This window comes from Mesorhizobium sp. M0563 (assembly GCF_040321065.1).
GTDB lineage: Bacteria > Pseudomonadota > Alphaproteobacteria > Rhizobiales > Rhizobiaceae > Mesorhizobium.
Map to the genome: position 1 here is coordinate 465,795 of NZ_JAMYQV010000002.1, position 17,255 is coordinate 483,049.

Annotated in this window: 13 protein-coding genes and 3 pseudogenes; 4 read left to right on the forward strand and 12 right to left on the reverse strand. The window is 59.0% G+C overall.

Translation table 11 applies throughout. The annotated features are described in order from the left end of the window. Positions 1–395: 395 nt before the first annotated feature. A complete protein-coding gene (locus NKI50_RS04985) occupies positions 396–1,187 on the reverse strand; it encodes a calcium-binding protein (RefSeq protein WP_352483785.1) in 792 nt (263 codons plus the stop codon). A 710-nt stretch (positions 1,188–1,897) separates the two neighbouring features. On the opposite strand from NKI50_RS04985, the pseudogene NKI50_RS04990 reads away from it, so the two are divergent. Next, a pseudogene (locus NKI50_RS04990) lies at positions 1,898–2,056 on the forward strand (IS66 family transposase); the annotation flags it as partial. 29 nt (positions 2,057–2,085) lie between these two features. Here NKI50_RS04990 and NKI50_RS04995 read toward each other — a convergent pair. The 9 genes and pseudogenes from NKI50_RS04995 to NKI50_RS05035 all read right to left on the reverse strand — a co-directional run. Then, positions 2,086–2,352 (reverse strand): annotated as a pseudogene (locus tag NKI50_RS04995) (hypothetical protein); the annotation flags it as partial. Between the two features lie 8 nt (positions 2,353–2,360). Continuing rightward, positions 2,361–3,323: a LysR family transcriptional regulator gene (locus tag NKI50_RS05000; protein ID WP_352516375.1), complete on the reverse strand. Its 963-nt coding sequence runs from the start codon at positions 3,321–3,323 to the stop codon at positions 2,361–2,363. A gap of 67 nt (positions 3,324–3,390) precedes the next feature. Then, positions 3,391–4,179, reverse strand: coding sequence for an ABC transporter permease (locus NKI50_RS05005; protein WP_352450738.1), 789 nt, complete (start codon positions 4,177–4,179; stop codon positions 3,391–3,393). A gap of 3 nt (positions 4,180–4,182) precedes the next feature. Beyond that, positions 4,183–5,094, reverse strand: a complete 912-nt coding sequence (nodI, locus tag NKI50_RS05010) for a nodulation factor ABC transporter ATP-binding protein NodI (RefSeq protein ID WP_352715578.1) — start codon at positions 5,092–5,094, stop codon at positions 4,183–4,185. Between the two features lie 7 nt (positions 5,095–5,101). Further along, a pseudogene (locus NKI50_RS05015) lies at positions 5,102–5,383 on the reverse strand (carbamoyltransferase N-terminal domain-containing protein); the annotation flags it as partial. Positions 5,384–5,418: 35 nt separating this feature from the next. After that, positions 5,419–6,015, reverse strand: a complete 597-nt coding sequence (gene nodS / locus NKI50_RS05020; protein WP_031194123.1) for a nodulation methyltransferase NodS — start codon at positions 6,013–6,015, stop codon at positions 5,419–5,421. Between the two features lie 80 nt (positions 6,016–6,095). Continuing rightward, positions 6,096–7,421 carry a chitooligosaccharide synthase NodC gene (gene nodC / locus NKI50_RS05025; protein WP_352715584.1) on the reverse strand — a complete coding sequence of 442 codons (1,326 nt, stop codon included), beginning with the start codon at positions 7,419–7,421 and terminating at the stop codon, positions 6,096–6,098. 14 nt (positions 7,422–7,435) lie between these two features. Beyond that, positions 7,436–8,095, reverse strand: a complete 660-nt coding sequence (gene nodB, locus NKI50_RS05030) for a chitooligosaccharide deacetylase NodB (RefSeq protein ID WP_352715587.1) — start codon at positions 8,093–8,095, stop codon at positions 7,436–7,438. Then, positions 8,092–8,685, reverse strand: coding sequence for a NodA family N-acyltransferase (locus tag NKI50_RS05035; RefSeq protein ID WP_352715590.1), 594 nt, complete (start codon positions 8,683–8,685; stop codon positions 8,092–8,094). The genes nodB and NKI50_RS05035 overlap by 4 nt, the downstream gene beginning before the upstream one ends. 266 nt (positions 8,686–8,951) lie before the next feature. Here NKI50_RS05035 and NKI50_RS05040 point away from each other — a divergent pair, with 266 nt between their 5' ends. Beyond that, the gene (locus NKI50_RS05040) at positions 8,952–9,881 is read left to right on the forward strand and encodes a LysR family transcriptional regulator (RefSeq protein ID WP_352457033.1); all 930 of its coding nucleotides are present in this window, start codon (positions 8,952–8,954) and stop codon (positions 9,879–9,881) included. A gap of 555 nt (positions 9,882–10,436) precedes the next feature. On the opposite strand, the gene NKI50_RS05045 is transcribed toward NKI50_RS05040, so the two are convergent. Next, positions 10,437–11,468: a LacI family DNA-binding transcriptional regulator gene (locus NKI50_RS05045; protein WP_352687758.1), complete on the reverse strand. Its 1,032-nt coding sequence runs from the start codon at positions 11,466–11,468 to the stop codon at positions 10,437–10,439. Between the two features lie 302 nt (positions 11,469–11,770). Further along, positions 11,771–13,099, reverse strand: a complete 1,329-nt coding sequence (locus NKI50_RS05050) for a dicarboxylate/amino acid:cation symporter (protein WP_352715594.1) — start codon at positions 13,097–13,099, stop codon at positions 11,771–11,773. A gap of 989 nt (positions 13,100–14,088) precedes the next feature. Between NKI50_RS05050 and nifA the strand changes: the two genes are divergently transcribed. Then, a complete protein-coding gene (gene nifA / locus NKI50_RS05055; protein ID WP_352715597.1) occupies positions 14,089–15,861 on the forward strand; it encodes a nif-specific transcriptional activator NifA in 1,773 nt (590 codons plus the stop codon). A 235-nt stretch (positions 15,862–16,096) separates the two neighbouring features. Next, complete coding sequence (gene hisC / locus NKI50_RS05060; RefSeq protein WP_352715600.1) at positions 16,097–17,236, forward strand: histidinol-phosphate transaminase; 1,140 nt, start codon at positions 16,097–16,099, stop codon at positions 17,234–17,236. Positions 17,237–17,255: the final 19 nt, after the last annotated feature.

Here is a 17,255-nt window from a genome sequence, read left to right on the forward strand (position 1 = left end):
GAATGGTTACTCACGTAGGTCTCCGTGAGGATCTGGCGACCCAGCTCCCTATATTGCTCCCCGAGCGGCAACCGACTGCATCCGCGCGCTGATTCAGGATCAGTGCTCCCGCCGAATGTGTTTGGTTTGGCATCTAATGGAGCGGGTCAACAACAACACCGTCCGGCTGAAGGTTTGGAAGGGCAACGTCATCGTGGCCGGCCGCAAGGGCCCGAACAGGCTTCCGCCTCCACGCCTTCAGGGAGATTTCGGTGTACGACCAGCGCGACGTGCAGGGCTTCGTCAAGCTGTACACGCTGCGACTGCTCCCGGGCGCCCCGGCCCATCGCAAGTAGCGGAAACGGAAAGCGCCCGCCCCCGGGGGGCGGGGCGCTGTTCCGTATGGGTTTTCTGGATCAAACGAAGGTGAAGTCCGACGCGGTCAGGCCTAGGTCGGCCACGGTGACCACACCGCCCAGGTGGACGAATTCATGCGCGTTGTTGTCGGCGGTGACATAGGCCAGAGTTGCGACTCTGTCGGTGTAGCTGCTTTGGTAGACAATGATGTCGCCGGCGTGCTCGCCGGAGATCGCACTCGCGGCTTCAGAAGCAGAGTTGAAAGATTCGCCAGTGATTACCACGACGTGTTCGCCGTTCGCACCTGAGGCCGCACCACTGTAGAAGCTGCTCACCGGGTAGCCGGACTGTATGCTGGCGTTGTTGACGAAGTTCGCGCCAAAACCGTCATTGTAGAGGCCCACCGCATCGAAGGCGAACTTGTCCTCCGCCGGGTTGAAATCGGTGATAGTGGTAATGTCCGACTTCGACCCGACAACCCCAGGCACCGGATTGTGGAACTGGAACACGAACGTGTCACTGTCGGTGCCCCCGGTCAACGTGTCCTGGCCGTCACCCACGTAGAGGACATCCTGGCCGGGACCGCCGCTGAGCCTGTCATTGTCCTCACCGGAGACGCGCGGGTTGAAGCGGCCGTTGTCGCCGGAGAGATCGTCCCAGCCATCTCCGCCGAAGATGCGGTCGTTACCCTTGCCGCCGATGAGTCGGTCACTGTCCGGGCCACCCGAGATCTCGTCGTTGCCGCCACGACCGTCAATCCAGTCACCGCCCTGGAAACCCTCCATCCAATCGTCAAGCTCGGTGCCGATGAGTGTTTCGGCACCCGGGCCACCCTCGATAATCTTTGCCATCGAAAATACTCCTAATGATGCACCCTGCCTGACGCGTTCATATTGCTCATCGGATAATTAGAGAAATCGATTGCTTGGATAGACACACATTTACGAAATGGATGCACTCACGTTCACTTCCTTCTGCTGAGCAGTTGCGGGCTCGCTGGCGGCGGGGACGCTGGTCGCCCAAGCAATCGATCTGAAGATTCGACACTCAAACCACCAGGACAACACTTCGTAACGGGGCCGACCTGGTTCGGCCCCAAACTTCTCTCTGTTTGCTCGACGCCGGCATACCCGCACCGTAAGCGCTGGACGAGGACAAGTTCCGCTGGCCGCGGGTGGAGAACGGCGTGATCCGGCTTGCCGCGCGGAACTGATGGCGCTCGTCGAAGGCATGGACTGGCGCGTTTGAGCCGAACGGAGACGGCGTCCGACGTCGGCCGGATAGGCCGTGGCGAAGTGACTCAGGCGCAAAAGGCGGGCCTCAGGCCGTGCAAAATAAGCTCCTGTCGGCGTCATGACGAGAAGCGCTTCGGCCCGTCCCCACGAATCGATCCGCTCAAGGCGATGTTCGTCGCCATGGCGGCGGAGAAGGCCGAACTGCAACAACTCCGGAGCGAAACACTCAAGGCCGAGATCGTCCGGATGGCGACACTCAACGAGCGTGCCCAGGAGAAGATCGCCGACCTTCATGGGATCATCAAGCAGCTGGAGCGCGCCGCTTCGGTCGCAGCTCCGAGAAGCTCGAACGTGCCCAGCAGGCCTTCGCCTTCGAAATCCAGACCGGGCTCGGCGCGATTGAGTCCGAGCTCGAGGCCGCAAGACCGACAGGCGAGCCGCGACGTGCTGCGCGACCGCGCAAGGCGTTCCCGGCGCATCTGGAGCGGGTCGAGATCGTCATCCAGCCCGAGCCATGGGGGAAGAAGCGCTCCCGCAGCCAATCGTCCAGTCCGTCAAACGCGGTCGGCCGCACAGGCTTGCGAAACGGAACAGTCCCGCCCTCACTTAGATACCGAGGCACCGTGTTGCGCGCGCACCCGAATTCCTTCCCCCGTCGGTTCATTCCCCAGCCAAGCTCATGCAGCCGCAGCATCGTTGCCACCTCTTCAGGCTGAAGGATCTGCTCTCCCTGCATCGTTCTCGACAATGCAGGAATCGCCCAATCCCAATCGCCATCCATGCCTCCTCTCATAACCGAGGGGTCGTCGGCCGACAACTGAGACGTCCGGTGCTCTTAGGCGGGGTAATCATACGAGATGCCTCCTGCAACATCATTTCCCGCATCCATAGGCTTGCCGGATCATTATTGTGAAGCGCAGGCCATTGGACGGCCTCCGTGAATGCGGCAGGAAGTGGCGGCGGAAGTTCGACAATCCGCAGGGGTGTTAATTTTGCGAAATGCTGCGCCAGCCGTAAGGGCATTGTCCCGATGCGGTTGGTGCCTGATAGAAGGGGCGGGATCATGCTAAAGCCCTGTACGACGACCTCGATACGTCTCTCGAAACCGTTCTCGAGCAAATACCATTCCTCGATGGAGGGCTGCCGGGTGTCCCCGAATTTAAGCACAACCTGCCCCATCGACAAGTATCGGTCGAATGTAAGTGGCTCTGACAGCTGCTTGTTCGTGCCGCAGCCTACGCACACGAGCATATCTTCGAACAGGGCTGCGCGAGGATGTTTCGACATGAACACTTCCGGCATAATCAGAAAATCAACGTCGCCGCGCCGGAGAAGCTCCTCGGGGTCGTCGGAAATAAGCAGACATTCGAAGCGGACGGCGGGAGCTTCCCGCGCAGCACGCTTTACGATCTTCTTAAAAAATACGAGCGTGAGGTAATCGGAAAGGATGATGCGGAAGCGACGATCCGATCGGGCCGGGTTAAAGGCGTCCCAGGAAATAATCGACAGCTGGATGTGCAGCAATGCCTCCCGGACTGCTGTGGCGAGCCCCTCCGCGCGCGGTGTCAAAATGAGCTCGCGGCCGTTCATCGTAAATAGCTCATCGCTGAAATAGGCGCGTAACCGACCGACGGCGGCGCTCATGGCCGGCTGACTCAGGTTAATACTGCGGGCCGCGGCGGTGACTTTACGCTCCCTGATCAAAGCGTCCAGCACAACGAGGAGATTTAGATCGAGTCCCTTAAAACGCATGTATTGACCTATCCGACGCGTGGATGGGTATCGCCCAAAGAATCAATTTTACGAATGGTGAGTAGCGTCAACGCATCAGCCGACGACGAAATAGAGCAACCGATAGGAAGAACGGTAAAACCGTGTATATGCAAAGCGCGCCGATATGCAGGCCCATGCTGCCGGCCGGACGGCCAAGCATCGCCGGACGAATGAGGTCAATTGCATGTGCGAGCGGCAACAAGGAGGCGACGTCCTGAAAAGCGCCGGGCAATTGGTTGACCGGAAACATCGCGCCGCAAAGGAACAGCATGGGTGTTATAACAAGCGTATTATAAAATATGAAATATTCATAACTGGGCGCAAGCGCCGTGACGACCATCGCTAGACTCGCGAAGGCGAGGCCACTGAGAGCGATGACTGGCAGCAAGCAGAGGATGGATGGCCACGATGTGTAGCCGAGCGTGGTGGCAACAATAGTGATTGCTGTGCCCGCCATCAGGGCCTTGGTGGCTGCCCACGCCAATTCGCCGAGTAAGATATCGCCGAGCGTCAGCTGAGTGCATAGCATTCCTTCCCAGGTGCGCTGGTTGTCCATGCGGCCGAAACTCCCGTAAACCGTTTCAGCAGTCGCCGATGCCATCGCGCTTGTGGCAACCATGCCAGCCGCGAGAAACGCAATGTACGAAGTGCCCTCAACAGGACCTATCATTGTTCCGATGCCAAAGCCGAGACCGAACAGATAGATCATCGGATCGGCGAGGTTGCCGAGAACCGATGCAAGCCCGATTTTCTTCCATCCAAGATAGTTGCGGCGCCAAACCGCGACCCAATTCCATGCATTGGCGGGCATGGCCGCCGCATAACGTTCGCCCATTGTTCAGTCCTCCATCTCGCGCCCGGTTAGCCGCAAGAACACATCCTCGAGATTGGGGGGTCGCTGCAGAAGGCGCAGACCCGCGCGCCCGCGTAGCTGCACCAGCACCTGCTCCGGATCGGGTGCATAGCAAAAAAGCGTCTCACCGCTCACCTCGATGCGCTGTGCGTACGGCCGGATCAGCGCACCCAGTTCATGCGGATTGCCGCCGTAGACCTCGACCACGTCACAGCCGATCTGCTCGTCAATGAGTGCGGACGGGCGGCCTTCGGCGATCTTGCGCCCCTCCTCCATAACGCACAGCCGATCGCACAGCCGCTCGGCCTCTTCCATGAAATGGGTAGTCAAAAGAATAGTCTTGCCCCGCGCCAGCAGCGATCGCAGCCGTTCCCAGATCAGGTGGCGGGCCTGCGGATCGAGGCCGGTGGTCGGCTCGTCCATCACCAGCAAGTGCGGGTCATTGATCAGCGCACGCGCGAGCGTCAGGCGCCGCTTCATGCCGCCGGACAGTTCGCCGACGCGCGCATCCGCTTTGTTCTCGAGGCGGGCGAACTCAAGCAGCGACGGTATGACCGCTTCGATCTGGCGTCTGCTCATCCGGAAGTAGCGCCCGAACACCAACAGGTTCTCGCGTACAGTGAACGCGGTATCAAGATTGTCGAACTGCGGGACCACGCCGATGCGCATACGTGCCAAACGCGCGCGCGCCGGCACTGGAGCGCCGAGCACAGTAATCTTCCCCGCATCAGGCGATGTCATGCCGAGGACCATACGCGCAATCGTGCTTTTGCCCGCACCGTTCGGTCCCAAGAGCCCGAAGCATTCCCCCGCCGCAACGCGGAACGACAGTCTGTCGACAACGAGCTTGTCATAAGTTTTGCTTACGTCAGTAAGATCGATCGCTACCATGGACATGGGTTCATTTTACCGAGGGGGACGCCAAGACTGGCGGTTGTTTGGTTGCCTGCCGGACCTGAAACTGTGACTCGTCTTCGCCATCCCAGGCGTCGATAACGAACTGATCGACATCACAAGGATTTAGCCCCTGTTCCGCCAAAGCGGCGACAATTGCGTCGAGATTATCGATGGTTTGATAACGCGGATTGTTGTGCCGCTTTTCCTGCTCAACGCAGAAGACGAGCCGTCCATCCTCGACAAGGGCGATCGCCCCATCATGGGTCAGCTTGGTACCACAGATGCGCATACTGTCTCCACGTTAACGGCGATAGATTCGATTCATCAGGAAGCGGAAAGCGGGTTCCGGAAACGGACGAGCAAGCAGTCTTCGTTGACCGACTCGCCCCGACACTCAAGACGCTCTACCTCGATCAACGTTTCGTTCAGCATGGCGATGACCGGCTCAGCACCAGCGGCGTGACCCCAGCGACGGCAATTAGCATCCCTTGCCGATCCGAAGATCAGATGCCCGCCTGGCGCAAGCACCCGCACCAGGTTTTTGACGGCCGCGCGCATCTCGGCTATGTCTTCGAGGTAGTATAGGACCTCCGCCACAACGATCAGGTCAAACAACTCGTCGGTCGAAAACTGTTGAACATCGGAGACTATCCAGTTGATGCGCGACGGCTCCTTTATCCGTTGACGTGCTCGAGCAATCGCTTGCGCCACGACATCGATGACGGTGAGCCCTTGGCAGTTGGGAGCTAATTTTTCCGTGAATGCGCCGGCAGCGCACCCGACTTCGAGGGCATTTGTAATGGAGCCTTGGGCAAGCGCCAGCTGGAGCATTTGCGTGTGGCGCTCCCGCTCGAACGGATTGCCGTCGAGGCGCCACGGATCGTCTGCGGCCAATTCCCGATCGAGCAACTGATGATTCATGTTCTGGGTCAAACTCGTCCACCTCTCGTCCACCTAGGTAATTAGCGATCACTCGTCGCCGCAGATGTTGCTCGACAGCGCTAATCCCGAAGAATCCGCGCAAGATTGAGCCTGCGAAGCGGAGCCGCATGCGGTGAGAATTCTGCCCTGCTTGATCCAGTGATCGGAGTTTGGGTGGGGGCCTGTTTTCCCCCAGTGTTCGATGTAGCGACAGCAGAGCTTCGCGACAGCCAATCGCTATTGCTCAATGTACACAGCGCGTAGGCCTTCAAGGGAAGTAAGAGAAAGATGTTGATGAACGTGTGCAGGGAAAAGCCCAGAAATCGAAACTGTCGAGCACGAAATGCTACCACGCTGCATCGGAGCATGGTCATGGACACAATCATCAGTCCTGTCCACCAAGGCACAGTGCCTGTCAGTGCGAAATGTGCGAGGCCCGTTAGTACCGATAGGGCGAGGAGTAGCGGCCCGAGATTCTGTCCGACCACGTCCAACGTGAGATAGCTATTGAGGCCGGGCAGCAAGCGCAGCCCAAGCAGCGTGTCCCGGAATGTGCTTCGTGCCCAACGGAGTTGTTGGCGCAGATACGGTCCGAGTCTGTTCGGAACGACTGTGGCCGCGATGGCGCCCGGAACGTACTCGGTTCGAAAGCCTGCTTTCAGCATGAGGATAGTGAGATGCCGATCCTCCCCGAAGTCGCTTGGCTTGCCCCGAAAAAATTGCGACTCGTACTGGTCCAGTAACAAAAGGAGCGCAGACCGGCGGTACATGGCACATGGGCCGCAACAGCACATAACGGCACCGAAGCGAGCCTGTGCCGCGCGCTCCTCGTTGCAAGCCAGCCAGTACTCCATGTCTATCAGCCTTGTCAGCCAGCTCTCGCTCCGGTTACTGGCAATCAACTGACCCATGACTGCGCCGACCGCTGGATCTCGCATCTTCGGTACAAGCTTGGTGATGACGTCGGGCGCGAGTATCGTGTCTGAATCAACGTTAAGCACCAAATCCCCGGATGAGCGGCGTATCGCGGCGATCTGCGCCTTGCGCTTTCCAACATTCTCGGGAAGCAAAATGATGTCGAACCTAGGGTCGCGCGCGTAGGTTTCGTGGACAGTTCCTACGGCTTCGCGATTTCCAGAACCGTCATCAACCACATAGACCCGAAGTCTTCCGGCGTATTCTTGGTCTGCAATGGACGCCAGGCACTCTGAAAGCGTGCGCGGATCCTCGTTGAAGCAGGGGACGATGACATCCACGCTGGGCAGTTGATCGGAGCCGACGAGATCCTCCAACGCCGATGAGTCGTTTGTCGGCAGAGCATAAATCCCCTGCATGCTCTTATAAGCAGTCGAGAGCAGTGCATAAAGCGAAATGGCCACAGTGCTGGTTGTACCAAGAAGAGTCATGGGATCTCGTTTGTTCAGTGATGTTGAGGAAGTGAGCGGATTACAAATCCGCGCTCATGAAGTGCTGGAATCAGCCGGGACAGCGCCGTGACCGTCTGGTCGCGCAGACCGGCGTGAGCGCCCTGGCTCAACTCGCCGGGAGGGCATCCGTCGTGCAAGAGTACGATTGCGCCCGGCCGGACAGAGGCGAGCACGGTATCGATGATCGCGTCGGCCCCAGGGCGAGACCAATCTCGAGGGTCGACGGACCAATGGAGGGCCGTCAGCCCGGCGATCTGTGACGCTGTGAAGACTTCTTCGCTCCAGGCCCCGTAGGGCGCGCGAATATAGCGCACCGAGGCCTGAGGGCACGCCCTCATGATGGCGCCGTTCGCTTCAAAGATCTCACGTTGCACTTCGCCGAAGCCGCATTTGTACAGATCCGGATGAGTCATCGTGTGGTTGCCTAGCTCGTGCCCTGCTGCAAACATTCGTTGGATTAGATCCGGGTGCTCTAAGGCGTAGGCGCCGATGACGAAGAAAGTCGCCGGCACCCGCTGCTCTGCCAACACATCCAGAATCTCCGGTGTGAAAAGTGGATTGGGACCGTCGTCAAACGTCAGATAAACGCTGCGACGGCCGGTGCCGTCAGAGCACTCACGGCGCACTTCGTACAAGCAATCGGGACGGCTCATAGCTCTGGTCCGTTCCGATCGATCATCGTGCCCGTGGGCCATTCGCTGATCGGCCGTCCAACTGGCAGAACAATGGTGAGTGCGTCATCGATGCGTGTGGGCGGCAGGTCGAGGCGCGCCTCTGGTCGGGTGGAGCGCACGCGAATTCCCGACAAAACGGCCATAGGGCTGTATCGCCGCCCGAACCTCTCAACATGATTCCGCAGCGCGTCCCGGACGGTTCCGAAAGCGAATGGAACGCCAAGCTCCTGCAGTATTGGAAGCATGACATGGATTGAATGGGCGATTCCGAGACCCTCAAGATCCGGACGTACCCCGTACAGGCCCAGCTCAGCCACCAACAGATCGACCGCGTCAACCTTGATGAAACGGCGCAGTATGCCCATGTGAGCCGCTACACCGCTCGAATCATAGGCGATTGCGCGGAGTTCAGGCCTGGCTCCGGCCCAGCTTCGACTACCTTTGAACGGTTCTGCGTTGGACGCCCCAGTCGGCCCGTAGGTATTACGAAAGAACTGGGCGAGCTCGACGTGGTCCGAGAGCTGCAACTCGTTTTCCCAGCACAATTTCCACTGCACCTGAGGGCGCATTCAGGACCTCTCTTCAAAATAGTTTCTTGCGGGCCGCATTACCCGGCCAAAGCGGCGGCGTTGTTGGCTGCACTCAACCGTTGTCGTTAGCGAAGGTGAGCCAGCCGGTGGGGCTCGCCAATGAGCTCTCTCGATGTTCCCGCCCGTCGCGGCGCCGTCGATTTGAGCTTGACGTCGGTCATTTACGTTCCTCTAATGCATGGTTCGTAAATTCGTAAAATTGATTGTTTAGATGATGCCCATCCACACGCTGGATAGATCAGGATATGCGGTTTAAGGGGCTGGATCTGAATCTCCTCGTTGTGCTGGACGCTCTGATCAGGGAGCGTAAAGTCACTGCCGCGGCCAACAGTATTAACCTGAGCCAGCCGGCCATGAGCGCCGCCGTCGCTCGGTTACGCGCCTACTTCAGCAATGAGCTATTTACGATGAACGGCCGCGAGCTCATTTTGACACCGCGCGCGGAGGGGCTTGCCCCAGCAGTCCGGGACGCATTGCTGCACATCCAGCTATCGATTATTTCCTCCGACGCCTTCAACCCAGCCCAATCGGATCGTCTCTTCCGAATCATGCTTTCCGATTACCTCACGCTCGTGCTTTTTAAGAGGATCGTAGAGCGTACTGCGCGGGAAGCTCCCGCCGTCCGCTTCGAATGCCTGCCTATTTGCGACGACCCCGAGGAGCTTCTCCGGCGCGGCGACGTTGATTTTCTGATTATGCCGGAAGTGTTCATGTCGAAACATCCTCGCGCAGCCCTGTTCGAAGATATGCTCGTATGCGTAGGCTGCGGCACGAACAAGCAGCTGTCAGAGCCACTTACATTCGAGCGATACTTGTCGATGGGGCATGTCGTGCTCAAATTCAGGCACACCCGGCAGCCCACCATGGAGGAGTGGTATTTGCTCGAGCACGGTTTCGAGAGACGTATCGAGGTCGTCGTACAGGGCTTTAGCCTGATCGCGCCCGTCCTATCAGGCACCAACCGCATCGGGACCATGCCCTTACGGCTGGCGCAGCATTTCGCAAAAACAACACCCCTGCGGATTGTCGGACTTCCGCCGCCACTTCCTCATCCCGCATTCACGGAGGCCGTCCAATGGCCCGCGCTTCACAATACTGATCCGGCAAGCCTGTGGATGCGGGAAATGATGTTGCAGGAGGCATCTCGCCTGGCGCCTTTGCTTGAAAGCTATTGAGCGTCTCGGGCTTCCTGGAGGCGGTCGCGATCGCGTAGGAGCGGTTGCCATTCGGGCGTCAGGCCTTTGGCTCGGCAGAGCGGCGCAGTTCCTTGCTGAGTACGAGGGCCAGGAACGAGCAGAACACATGCCCGGGTTGGTGCTGAGTTGACTGCCGCCTCCGATTTCGCGTGCGAAGTCCCAGAAGATGTCTAGCCCCACTCAAATGCCAACTTTGCCGGCCTTGCCGCGGCTTTTCACGCGCGGCCAGGCGAGGAGGTGCCGGTCGACGAGGTCAATCCCAATGGACTGTGCCGGCCTCGCTCGGCTACTGGCGTGAGGCATCCTTGACGACACCGCCCTGGACCGACAACGTCGAGATGTTGGCAATGAAGCCGGTCGCGACCTCGCGCTTCCGCCTGAACGCGTGGCCGATCCGTTCACCCAATTGGCGCTTCATCCTGGGCCGCGGCTGAGGCCTGTGGGGTGCGGCTACCCCGCGTGGATGGGATCATCAATCAACTTTCTCTCATTTATGAAAGGAAACTTCCCCGCTTACGATAGAAGCCATCAGTTTCATATATTTTCCGGCAGATGAATGTCGAACGGCAGAAATGTCTGTCCTGGTGTTTCAGCAGTGCCGGTCTCGATAGCCCGCGTCATCAGCGTTATCAGCTCCTGGGAAAGCCGGCGCATTGGCGTGGCGACCGCCATCGTGATGATGTTATCAGCGAGTGCCGCCCGAGATTCCGGCGTGATTTCATTCACGATCGCGACGAGATCGCGACTTTTACCCTCTTCCCGGACCGCGGAGATGGCGCCCTCCATGCCGCCCCCGGCGACATAGAAGCCGACGAGCTCGGGTTCCCGCTGCATGAGATCAAGCGTTGCCTCGTAGGTGACCTGCCGTTTCTCCAGGTTCACAAGCGGATCGAGCACCTCGAACGTCGGCGCGTTCTCACGGCAATAGGAGCGAAAGCCGACGTCACGGAGCTCGTGCCCCTGGAAACGATGGCTACCGACAAACACCGCCACCTTGCCGGGCCGTTTTGCGACCTTGGACACCATCCAAGCGGCCGTGCGCCCCACCTTGCGGTTGTTGAGGCCGATATAGCCCTGTCGCACGCCGGCGGCGAAGTCGGAAAGCAGCGAGAAAACCGGAATGCCTTTGGCCTTGAGGTCCTCAACCGCTGCTGTAATTTTCGGGTGGTCCGGTGCCACCATCGCGATCGCATGGCAGCGTGCGCCCAAATCCTTGAGCGGTGCGATTAGGTCGCTCGGCATATGTGACGGGGCGAATTGGATGAGCGGAATGCCGTGGAAGGACTGGGCCAAATTGACCGACGCTTCGACCTCGCGCGCAAAGTCTTGGTAGAAATGCTGGGCCGGTTTTCTCAAGATGAAGCCCAGACGGTAGCACGGTAGGTCTCGCCGCAAGCGCTGCTTGATGAGCCCGGCAGCATGATAGCCGATCGCGTGGGCGGCGTCGTGGACCCGCCGCGCGGTCTCCTCGCGCACCGGATGGCGGGCGTTCAGAACCCGATCGACCGTTGCTACGCTGACTCGGGATTCGCGGGCGAGATCGGCAATTGTGGGGCGCTTGGTCATGGGTCCTATTCTGATTGGTTTTTGACGCAGGCTGGCTCTCTGTCACCTAGCGCGATTCGACAATGGTTTCGGGTGGGCAAAGTGAAGACGCCCGCATACTGAATGATCGACAGCGTATTGGACTACTCCAGACGTAGACCGGCCGGGTATAACGGAAGGTTCATTCGCTTAGGGCGGCGATGATTTGCACTCACACATTTAGCGCTTCTGATACATGGTTCGTGAGGCGCCGTTTAGAGCCTGCGAGTCGATCGTTCAGGTCATGTGACCAGCTTGCCGAAACCGGTCGCGGTGCGTCGACCTTACTCGGCGGAGGATAGCCGGTTTGATGCCTCGGCAAGCTGATTACCGCAGAAGGCGGCTTTCATCTGCGCTTGGTCCAATTCTCCTTCCCAGCGGGCGACGACGAGGGATGCCACTGCGTTACCAACGCAATTAGTCAACGCCCGGCATTCGGACATGAAGCGGTCGATGCCGAGTATCAGTGCCATCCCAGCAACGGGAACACTCGGAACTACGGCGAGCGTAGCAGCCAGGGTGATGAAGCCCGCACCTGTGACACCTGCAGCGCCCTTGGAGGAAAGCATCGCAACGAGCAGCAGCAGCACCTGATCGCCGATTGACAGGTCCGTGTTCGTCGCCTGCGCGATGAAGAGGGCCGCCAGGGTCATGTAGATATTCGTGCCGTCCAGATTGAACGAATATCCGGCCGGGATGACGAGACCCACAACCGAACGCCTGGCGCCCGCCTTCTCCATCTTCTGCATGAGCGAGGGGAGCGCGGCCTCCGAGGAGGACGTTGCGAGCACAAGCAGCAGCTCTTCCTTGATGTAGCGAATGAGAGAAAAGATCGAAAAGCCGTTGTAGCGGCAGACCGCGCCGAGAATCCCGAACACGAAAAGAAAGGCGGTGAAATAGAACGTCGCGACCAGCATCGCGAGGTTCACGACCGAACCGATGCCATATTTGCCGATCGTGAAGGCCATTGCGCCGAAAGCGCCGATCGGCGCGGCCTTCATCAGAATGCCAACGAGCTTGAAGACAGGCGCGATGAGCGCCTGAAGGAAGGAGACGACAGGCTTGCCCGTCTCTCCGGCCGTTGCCAGCGCCATGCCGAACAGAACCGAGAAGAACAGGACCTGCAGGATGTCGCCTTCCGCGAAGGCACCGACAATCGTTGGCGGGATGATGTTCATCAGGAAGCCGGTGACCGACTGCTCGTGGGCCTTTGCGGCATAGGTATTCACGGCCTGGACATCGAGCGAGGTCGGATCGATGTTGAGGCCGGTGCCAGGCTGGACGACATTGGCGACGATGAGGCCGACGATCAGCGCGAGCGTCGAGAAGGTGAGGAAATAGACCATTGCCTTGCCGGCGACCCGGCCGACCTTGTGAAGATCGTTCATGCCGGCAATGCCGGTCGCAATTGTCAGGAAGATGACAGGCGCGATGATCATCTTGACCAGCTTGATGAAGGCATCACCCAGCGGCTTCAGGCTCTCGCCGGTCCCCGGATAGAAATAGCCAATTGCGACGCCGAGGGCGATGGCGGCAAGCACCTGCGCGTAAAGCTTGGCATAGAAGGGTTTGCGGGGCGCGGGACTCGCGCCGCGGACTTGTGCAGCTGACACTGTTTCTCTCTCCCTGATCGAGGTGGCGTGACTTCTCCCGGGCTTCTCCCTATCGCGGCGCTCCGGTCGAACGCTGCACCAACGCCGCCGCAATACCCATGCCAAATGGATCCGCATGACCTGGACGTTGGGCTCGCCAATGATCGGATGCGGTGGCACAAGACGGGAATGACAAGCCCGCCGTCCAGCACGCGCTTGATGTTCTCCGGCAGATTGCCGGTCGATCTCCCTGGCTTGCGGTTTTGCTGCACATCGTGGTGGGCTCCTCGGTTTGCCGACTTTGGGAAGGGCCGCATCGCTGGCACCAGAGCGGAGAATTGCCGTGTTCTTTGCCGCGCTCCCGCTGCAGCGACAGCTTGAAAGCGACGTCGAGACGTAGGGATTGACGCCGCTGGTGCTGACCGCGACGATGCGGTTCAGAAGTTCCGAGCACCGCCGAGAAAGCCGCGCTCGACCGCCAGCTTCGCGCCTTCACACGCGACGCCGCCGCCTTATCTGCGTCATCAATATCGAGGAAATGGCGGTTGCCGCGACCGACCAGTGTCGTCGGCAGTGATTATCGCTCCCGCCCCTGGTTCGCAGGCGCTGGTGAATGGCACGGCCCGGCAATTTATACTCGGCGCGGTCAGCCGCTCGGGCACCGCATCGCCGGCGCCGTATTTCTGTCGTTCAACATCGCCGACAAAAATTAGAACTGATGAATTCTATCATAGGCCGCGAGGTTTCCTTTCACGAATGAAAGAAAGCTCGATTGACTATCCCGCCTCGCTCCAGTCTTTTGAAAATCAACGTGTGGTTGCCCCCGTGCAAGCCGAGAACGTGGCCAAGCTTCGTGGAGGGAGAGCCAAGCGATGCGTCAGGGGTCGACCCGCTTTGCACTCGACCACACGGCGGTGGCACGAGTTCACGTCAGAGCATTTTCGCGCTTGCCCCGGTCGCGGGCGCACATGCCGCCGGCATGCATTTCATGGCGCGAGATCGAGGATCACATGCACCACAACATTCCCAAATCAGAACAAAATGCCAGCGAGTGCCGCATTTCGCTTCCGGATGCGAAAAGGGCTTACCCAAAGTCCGAGACGAACACCGCGGTCCCTTTTGTGCCATCGCACGAGCACGCGCTTACCGGCATCTTCGAAATATCGAAAGTACTCACCGACCCCGCCCGGCTCGAAGTCACGTTGGCCAAGGTCGTCGATCTCCTGCCCTCGTTTGTGCAGATGCGGCACGGCATCATCGCTCTCTTCGACGCTGAGGGCATACTGGACATCACCGTAGTCACCGGCTGCGACGAGAACAGCGATGAGCGCTCCCGAATGCGTCTGCCGCGCAAGGCAATCGATCGGATTGTGACGACGGACACGCCGCTCGTCGCCGAGAACGTAGCGGTGCATTCGGCCTTCACTGCCGCTGACATAGAGGTGCTTGGGGCCTCGGACCCCGTGTCGTTCATCGGCGTTCCCATTCGTGTTGATGGGAACGCCGTAGGCACGCTGACTATCGACCGCGCCTTGGACAGCAGGTCAACGTATCGGCTCGATTATGATGTCCGGCTGCTCACCATGATAGCCAACATGGTGGGACAGACAGTCAAGTTGCACCGCTTCTCCGCGGGCGACCGCGAACGACCGACAGAGGTGGAAGATCGGCTGCAAACGCAATTCTCTGATGTCAAGCACCCTGCACCGCAGCGCAAGAAGGTTCACGTCAAGGGAATGATTGGCGATAGTCCGGCGCTAAGCGCGCTGCTCGAGAAGATCGCAGTGGTAGCTAAGGCAAAGACCACGGTTCTGTTGCGAGGCGAATCCGGTACCGGCAAGGAGCTGGTCGCCAAGGCAATTCACGAGTTGTCGCCGCGCGCCAAGCGGCCCTTCATCAAACTCAATTGTGCAGCGCTGCCAGAGACAGTCCTGGAATCCGAATTGTTCGGTCATGAGAAGGGTGCCTTCACAAGCGCGTTCAATTCCCGCAAGGGTCGCTTTGAGCTCGCCGACAAGGGGACGTTGTTTCTGGATGAGATCGGCGAGATCTCGGCCTCCTTCCAGGCAAAGCTACTGCGCGTGCTGCAGGAGCAGGAGTTTGAGCGCGTCGGCAGCAACCAGACCATCAAGGTCGACGTTCGCGTGATTGCCGCCACGAACAGGAACCTTGAAGAGGCGGTTGCAAGGAATGAGTTCCGCGCCGACCTATATTATCGCATCAACGTGGTTCCCTTGCTGGTGCCGGCGTTGCGCCAAAGGCGCAGCGATATTCCGCTCCTCGCAGCTGAGTTTCTCAAGAATTTCAACGATGAGAACGGCCGTACGCTGACCTTCGATCCGCGTGCGATTGAAGTACTGATGAAATGTGAATTTCCCGGCAACATTCGCGAGCTTGAAAATTGCGTGCACCGGACAGCGATCCTGGCGGAGGGACTATCAATCGGGAGAAACGACTTTGCGTGCTCCCACGACCAATGCTTTGCCGAGGCGCTGCGGAAGAGCAGATCGGGCAAGGCCGCGCTGCAACCAGCGCCAATCCTGCCAGACGCAGTGAATCCGGCCACGCCTCCGGATGCGGCCGCTCGTTCGGCCGCCACCACAGTCCCGCCTGCCGGAGCAACCCACTCATTGGGCGCGAGGACCACCGACGCCGAGCGCGTCATTGCTGCCATGGAAAGATGTGGCTGGGTGCAGGCAAAGGCGGCGCGCCTGCTTGGACTGACCCCGCGCCAGATTGGCTACGTGCTGAGGAAATACGGCATCGAGGTCAAGCGTCTGTGAAAGCATGACTCAGGCGGATTAGCTGAGACCGCTTAGCGGCTTGGCCCGCGCAGGGATGCAGATCCGCGTCCGCGTCAAGTCGATCCGACCGAGGACAGCCTGGCCGAATTCCCGTGGCAGCCGGCGTTGCGACCATCTTGTGAAAGGCGACGCTGCCATCGTCAATCCGTCCGCCATGTTGCTCTCGTTGCGAGCTCATATGGATGCCCCTGTGCGACTGAAACGGAGATAAAATATGTCCGATGCAAAACTGCAAGCTGTGCTTTCGTCTCTTCCGCAAGGGACGCGACAGTTAGATGCTCTGCCGTCCAACGGACCAGCGCCGGACAGAAGTTTTGTCAAGCTGAATACGAATGAGAACCCGTTTCCGTTGCCGCCAATCATAATGCAAAGTGCAGTGGCGGCCCTCCAGCGCCAGTATCTGTATCCGGACGACGATAACATCAGCTTGAGGGAAGCAGCGTCCAATACCTATGGCGTATCCACGGATCAGGTCATCGCAGGCAACGGGTCGTCTGAACTGCTCGGACTCATCTACAGAGCTTTCCTCGCCCCTGGCGACAAGGTGGCGATGATATCGCCAGGGTTTTCGTTCAACCGCAAACTTGCCATGTTGCATGGTGCTGAGTTTCTCGAGATCGGATGTCAAACTCATTCGCTGCCAATGGAGCAATTGCTTTCCGGTCCGGCAAAAGACGCCAAGTTCATTCTGGTGGCCAATCCAAACAATCCGACCGGAACATTCCTCTCGATAAGCAATATCGAACGCCTCGTGTCACAATCGGATCGCCTGGTCGTCCTTGATGAGGCCTACGTCGACTTTGCACCCGATCACGGGCTGCGCCTCATCAACCGTTATTCGAACCTTCTGATCTTGAGAACATTTTCGAAGAGCTATGCCGCCGCCGGCATTCGCGTCGGTTTCGGTTTCGGTCACCCTGAGATTATTGGCAGGCTGCGCAACATCCAGAACGTCTTCAACATGAACGTGATCGGGCATGCGGTTGGTATCAGCGTGCTTGCGCATCGCGGCGCCTACGCAGAGAACCACAAGCACATCAGACATGAACGACAGCGAGTGACAGCCGCACTGTCGCAACTTGGATTTTCCGTAACGCCCTCCCACGCAAATTTCTTGCTAGCCCGTGTGCCAGCGGGACAGGACGGCTCATGGTGGCAAGCAGCCTTGGAAAGGCAAAAGATACTCGTTGCCTACTTTCCGGACAATGGTTTGGAACATTGCATCCGCGTCAGCATCGGCACAAAAGAGCAATTGGATGCATTTCTTGCTGCCGCTCGCGATATAGTTGGAAGCTTAAACATACCAAGCACCACGGGCAGGGGAGCGTCAGGCTCTGCTCGTTCGGTACGCTGACGCTAATCCGATATCACAC

What these genes read in the sequence shown, in the direction of transcription:
- NKI50_RS05005 (WP_352450738.1), bottom strand. Translation starts at nt 4,179, where the DNA reads ATGGGCGAACGTTATGCGGCGGCCATGCCCGCCAATGCATGGAATTGG.
- NKI50_RS05040 (WP_352457033.1), top strand. Translation starts at nt 8,952, where the DNA reads ATGCGGTTTAAGGGGCTGGATCTGAATCTCCTCGTTGTGCTGGACGCT.
- nodB (WP_352715587.1), bottom strand. Translation starts at nt 8,095, where the DNA reads ATGAGCCGTCCCGATTGCTTGTACGAAGTGCGCCGTGAGTGCTCTGAC.
- hisC (WP_352715600.1), top strand. Translation starts at nt 16,097, where the DNA reads ATGTCCGATGCAAAACTGCAAGCTGTGCTTTCGTCTCTTCCGCAAGGG.
- NKI50_RS05035 (WP_352715590.1), bottom strand. Translation starts at nt 8,685, where the DNA reads ATGCGCCCTCAGGTGCAGTGGAAATTGTGCTGGGAAAACGAGTTGCAG.
- NKI50_RS04985 (WP_352483785.1), bottom strand. Translation starts at nt 1,187, where the DNA reads ATGGCAAAGATTATCGAGGGTGGCCCGGGTGCCGAAACACTCATCGGC.
- NKI50_RS05045 (WP_352687758.1), bottom strand. Translation starts at nt 11,468, where the DNA reads ATGACCAAGCGCCCCACAATTGCCGATCTCGCCCGCGAATCCCGAGTC.
- nifA (WP_352715597.1), top strand. Translation starts at nt 14,089, where the DNA reads ATGCACCACAACATTCCCAAATCAGAACAAAATGCCAGCGAGTGCCGC.
- nodI (WP_352715578.1), bottom strand. Translation starts at nt 5,094, where the DNA reads ATGTCCATGGTAGCGATCGATCTTACTGACGTAAGCAAAACTTATGAC.
- nodC (WP_352715584.1), bottom strand. Translation starts at nt 7,421, where the DNA reads ATGACTCTTCTTGGTACAACCAGCACTGTGGCCATTTCGCTTTATGCA.
- NKI50_RS05000 (WP_352516375.1), bottom strand. Translation starts at nt 3,323, where the DNA reads ATGCGTTTTAAGGGACTCGATCTAAATCTCCTCGTTGTGCTGGACGCT.
- nodS (WP_031194123.1), bottom strand. Translation starts at nt 6,015, where the DNA reads ATGAATCATCAGTTGCTCGATCGGGAATTGGCCGCAGACGATCCGTGG.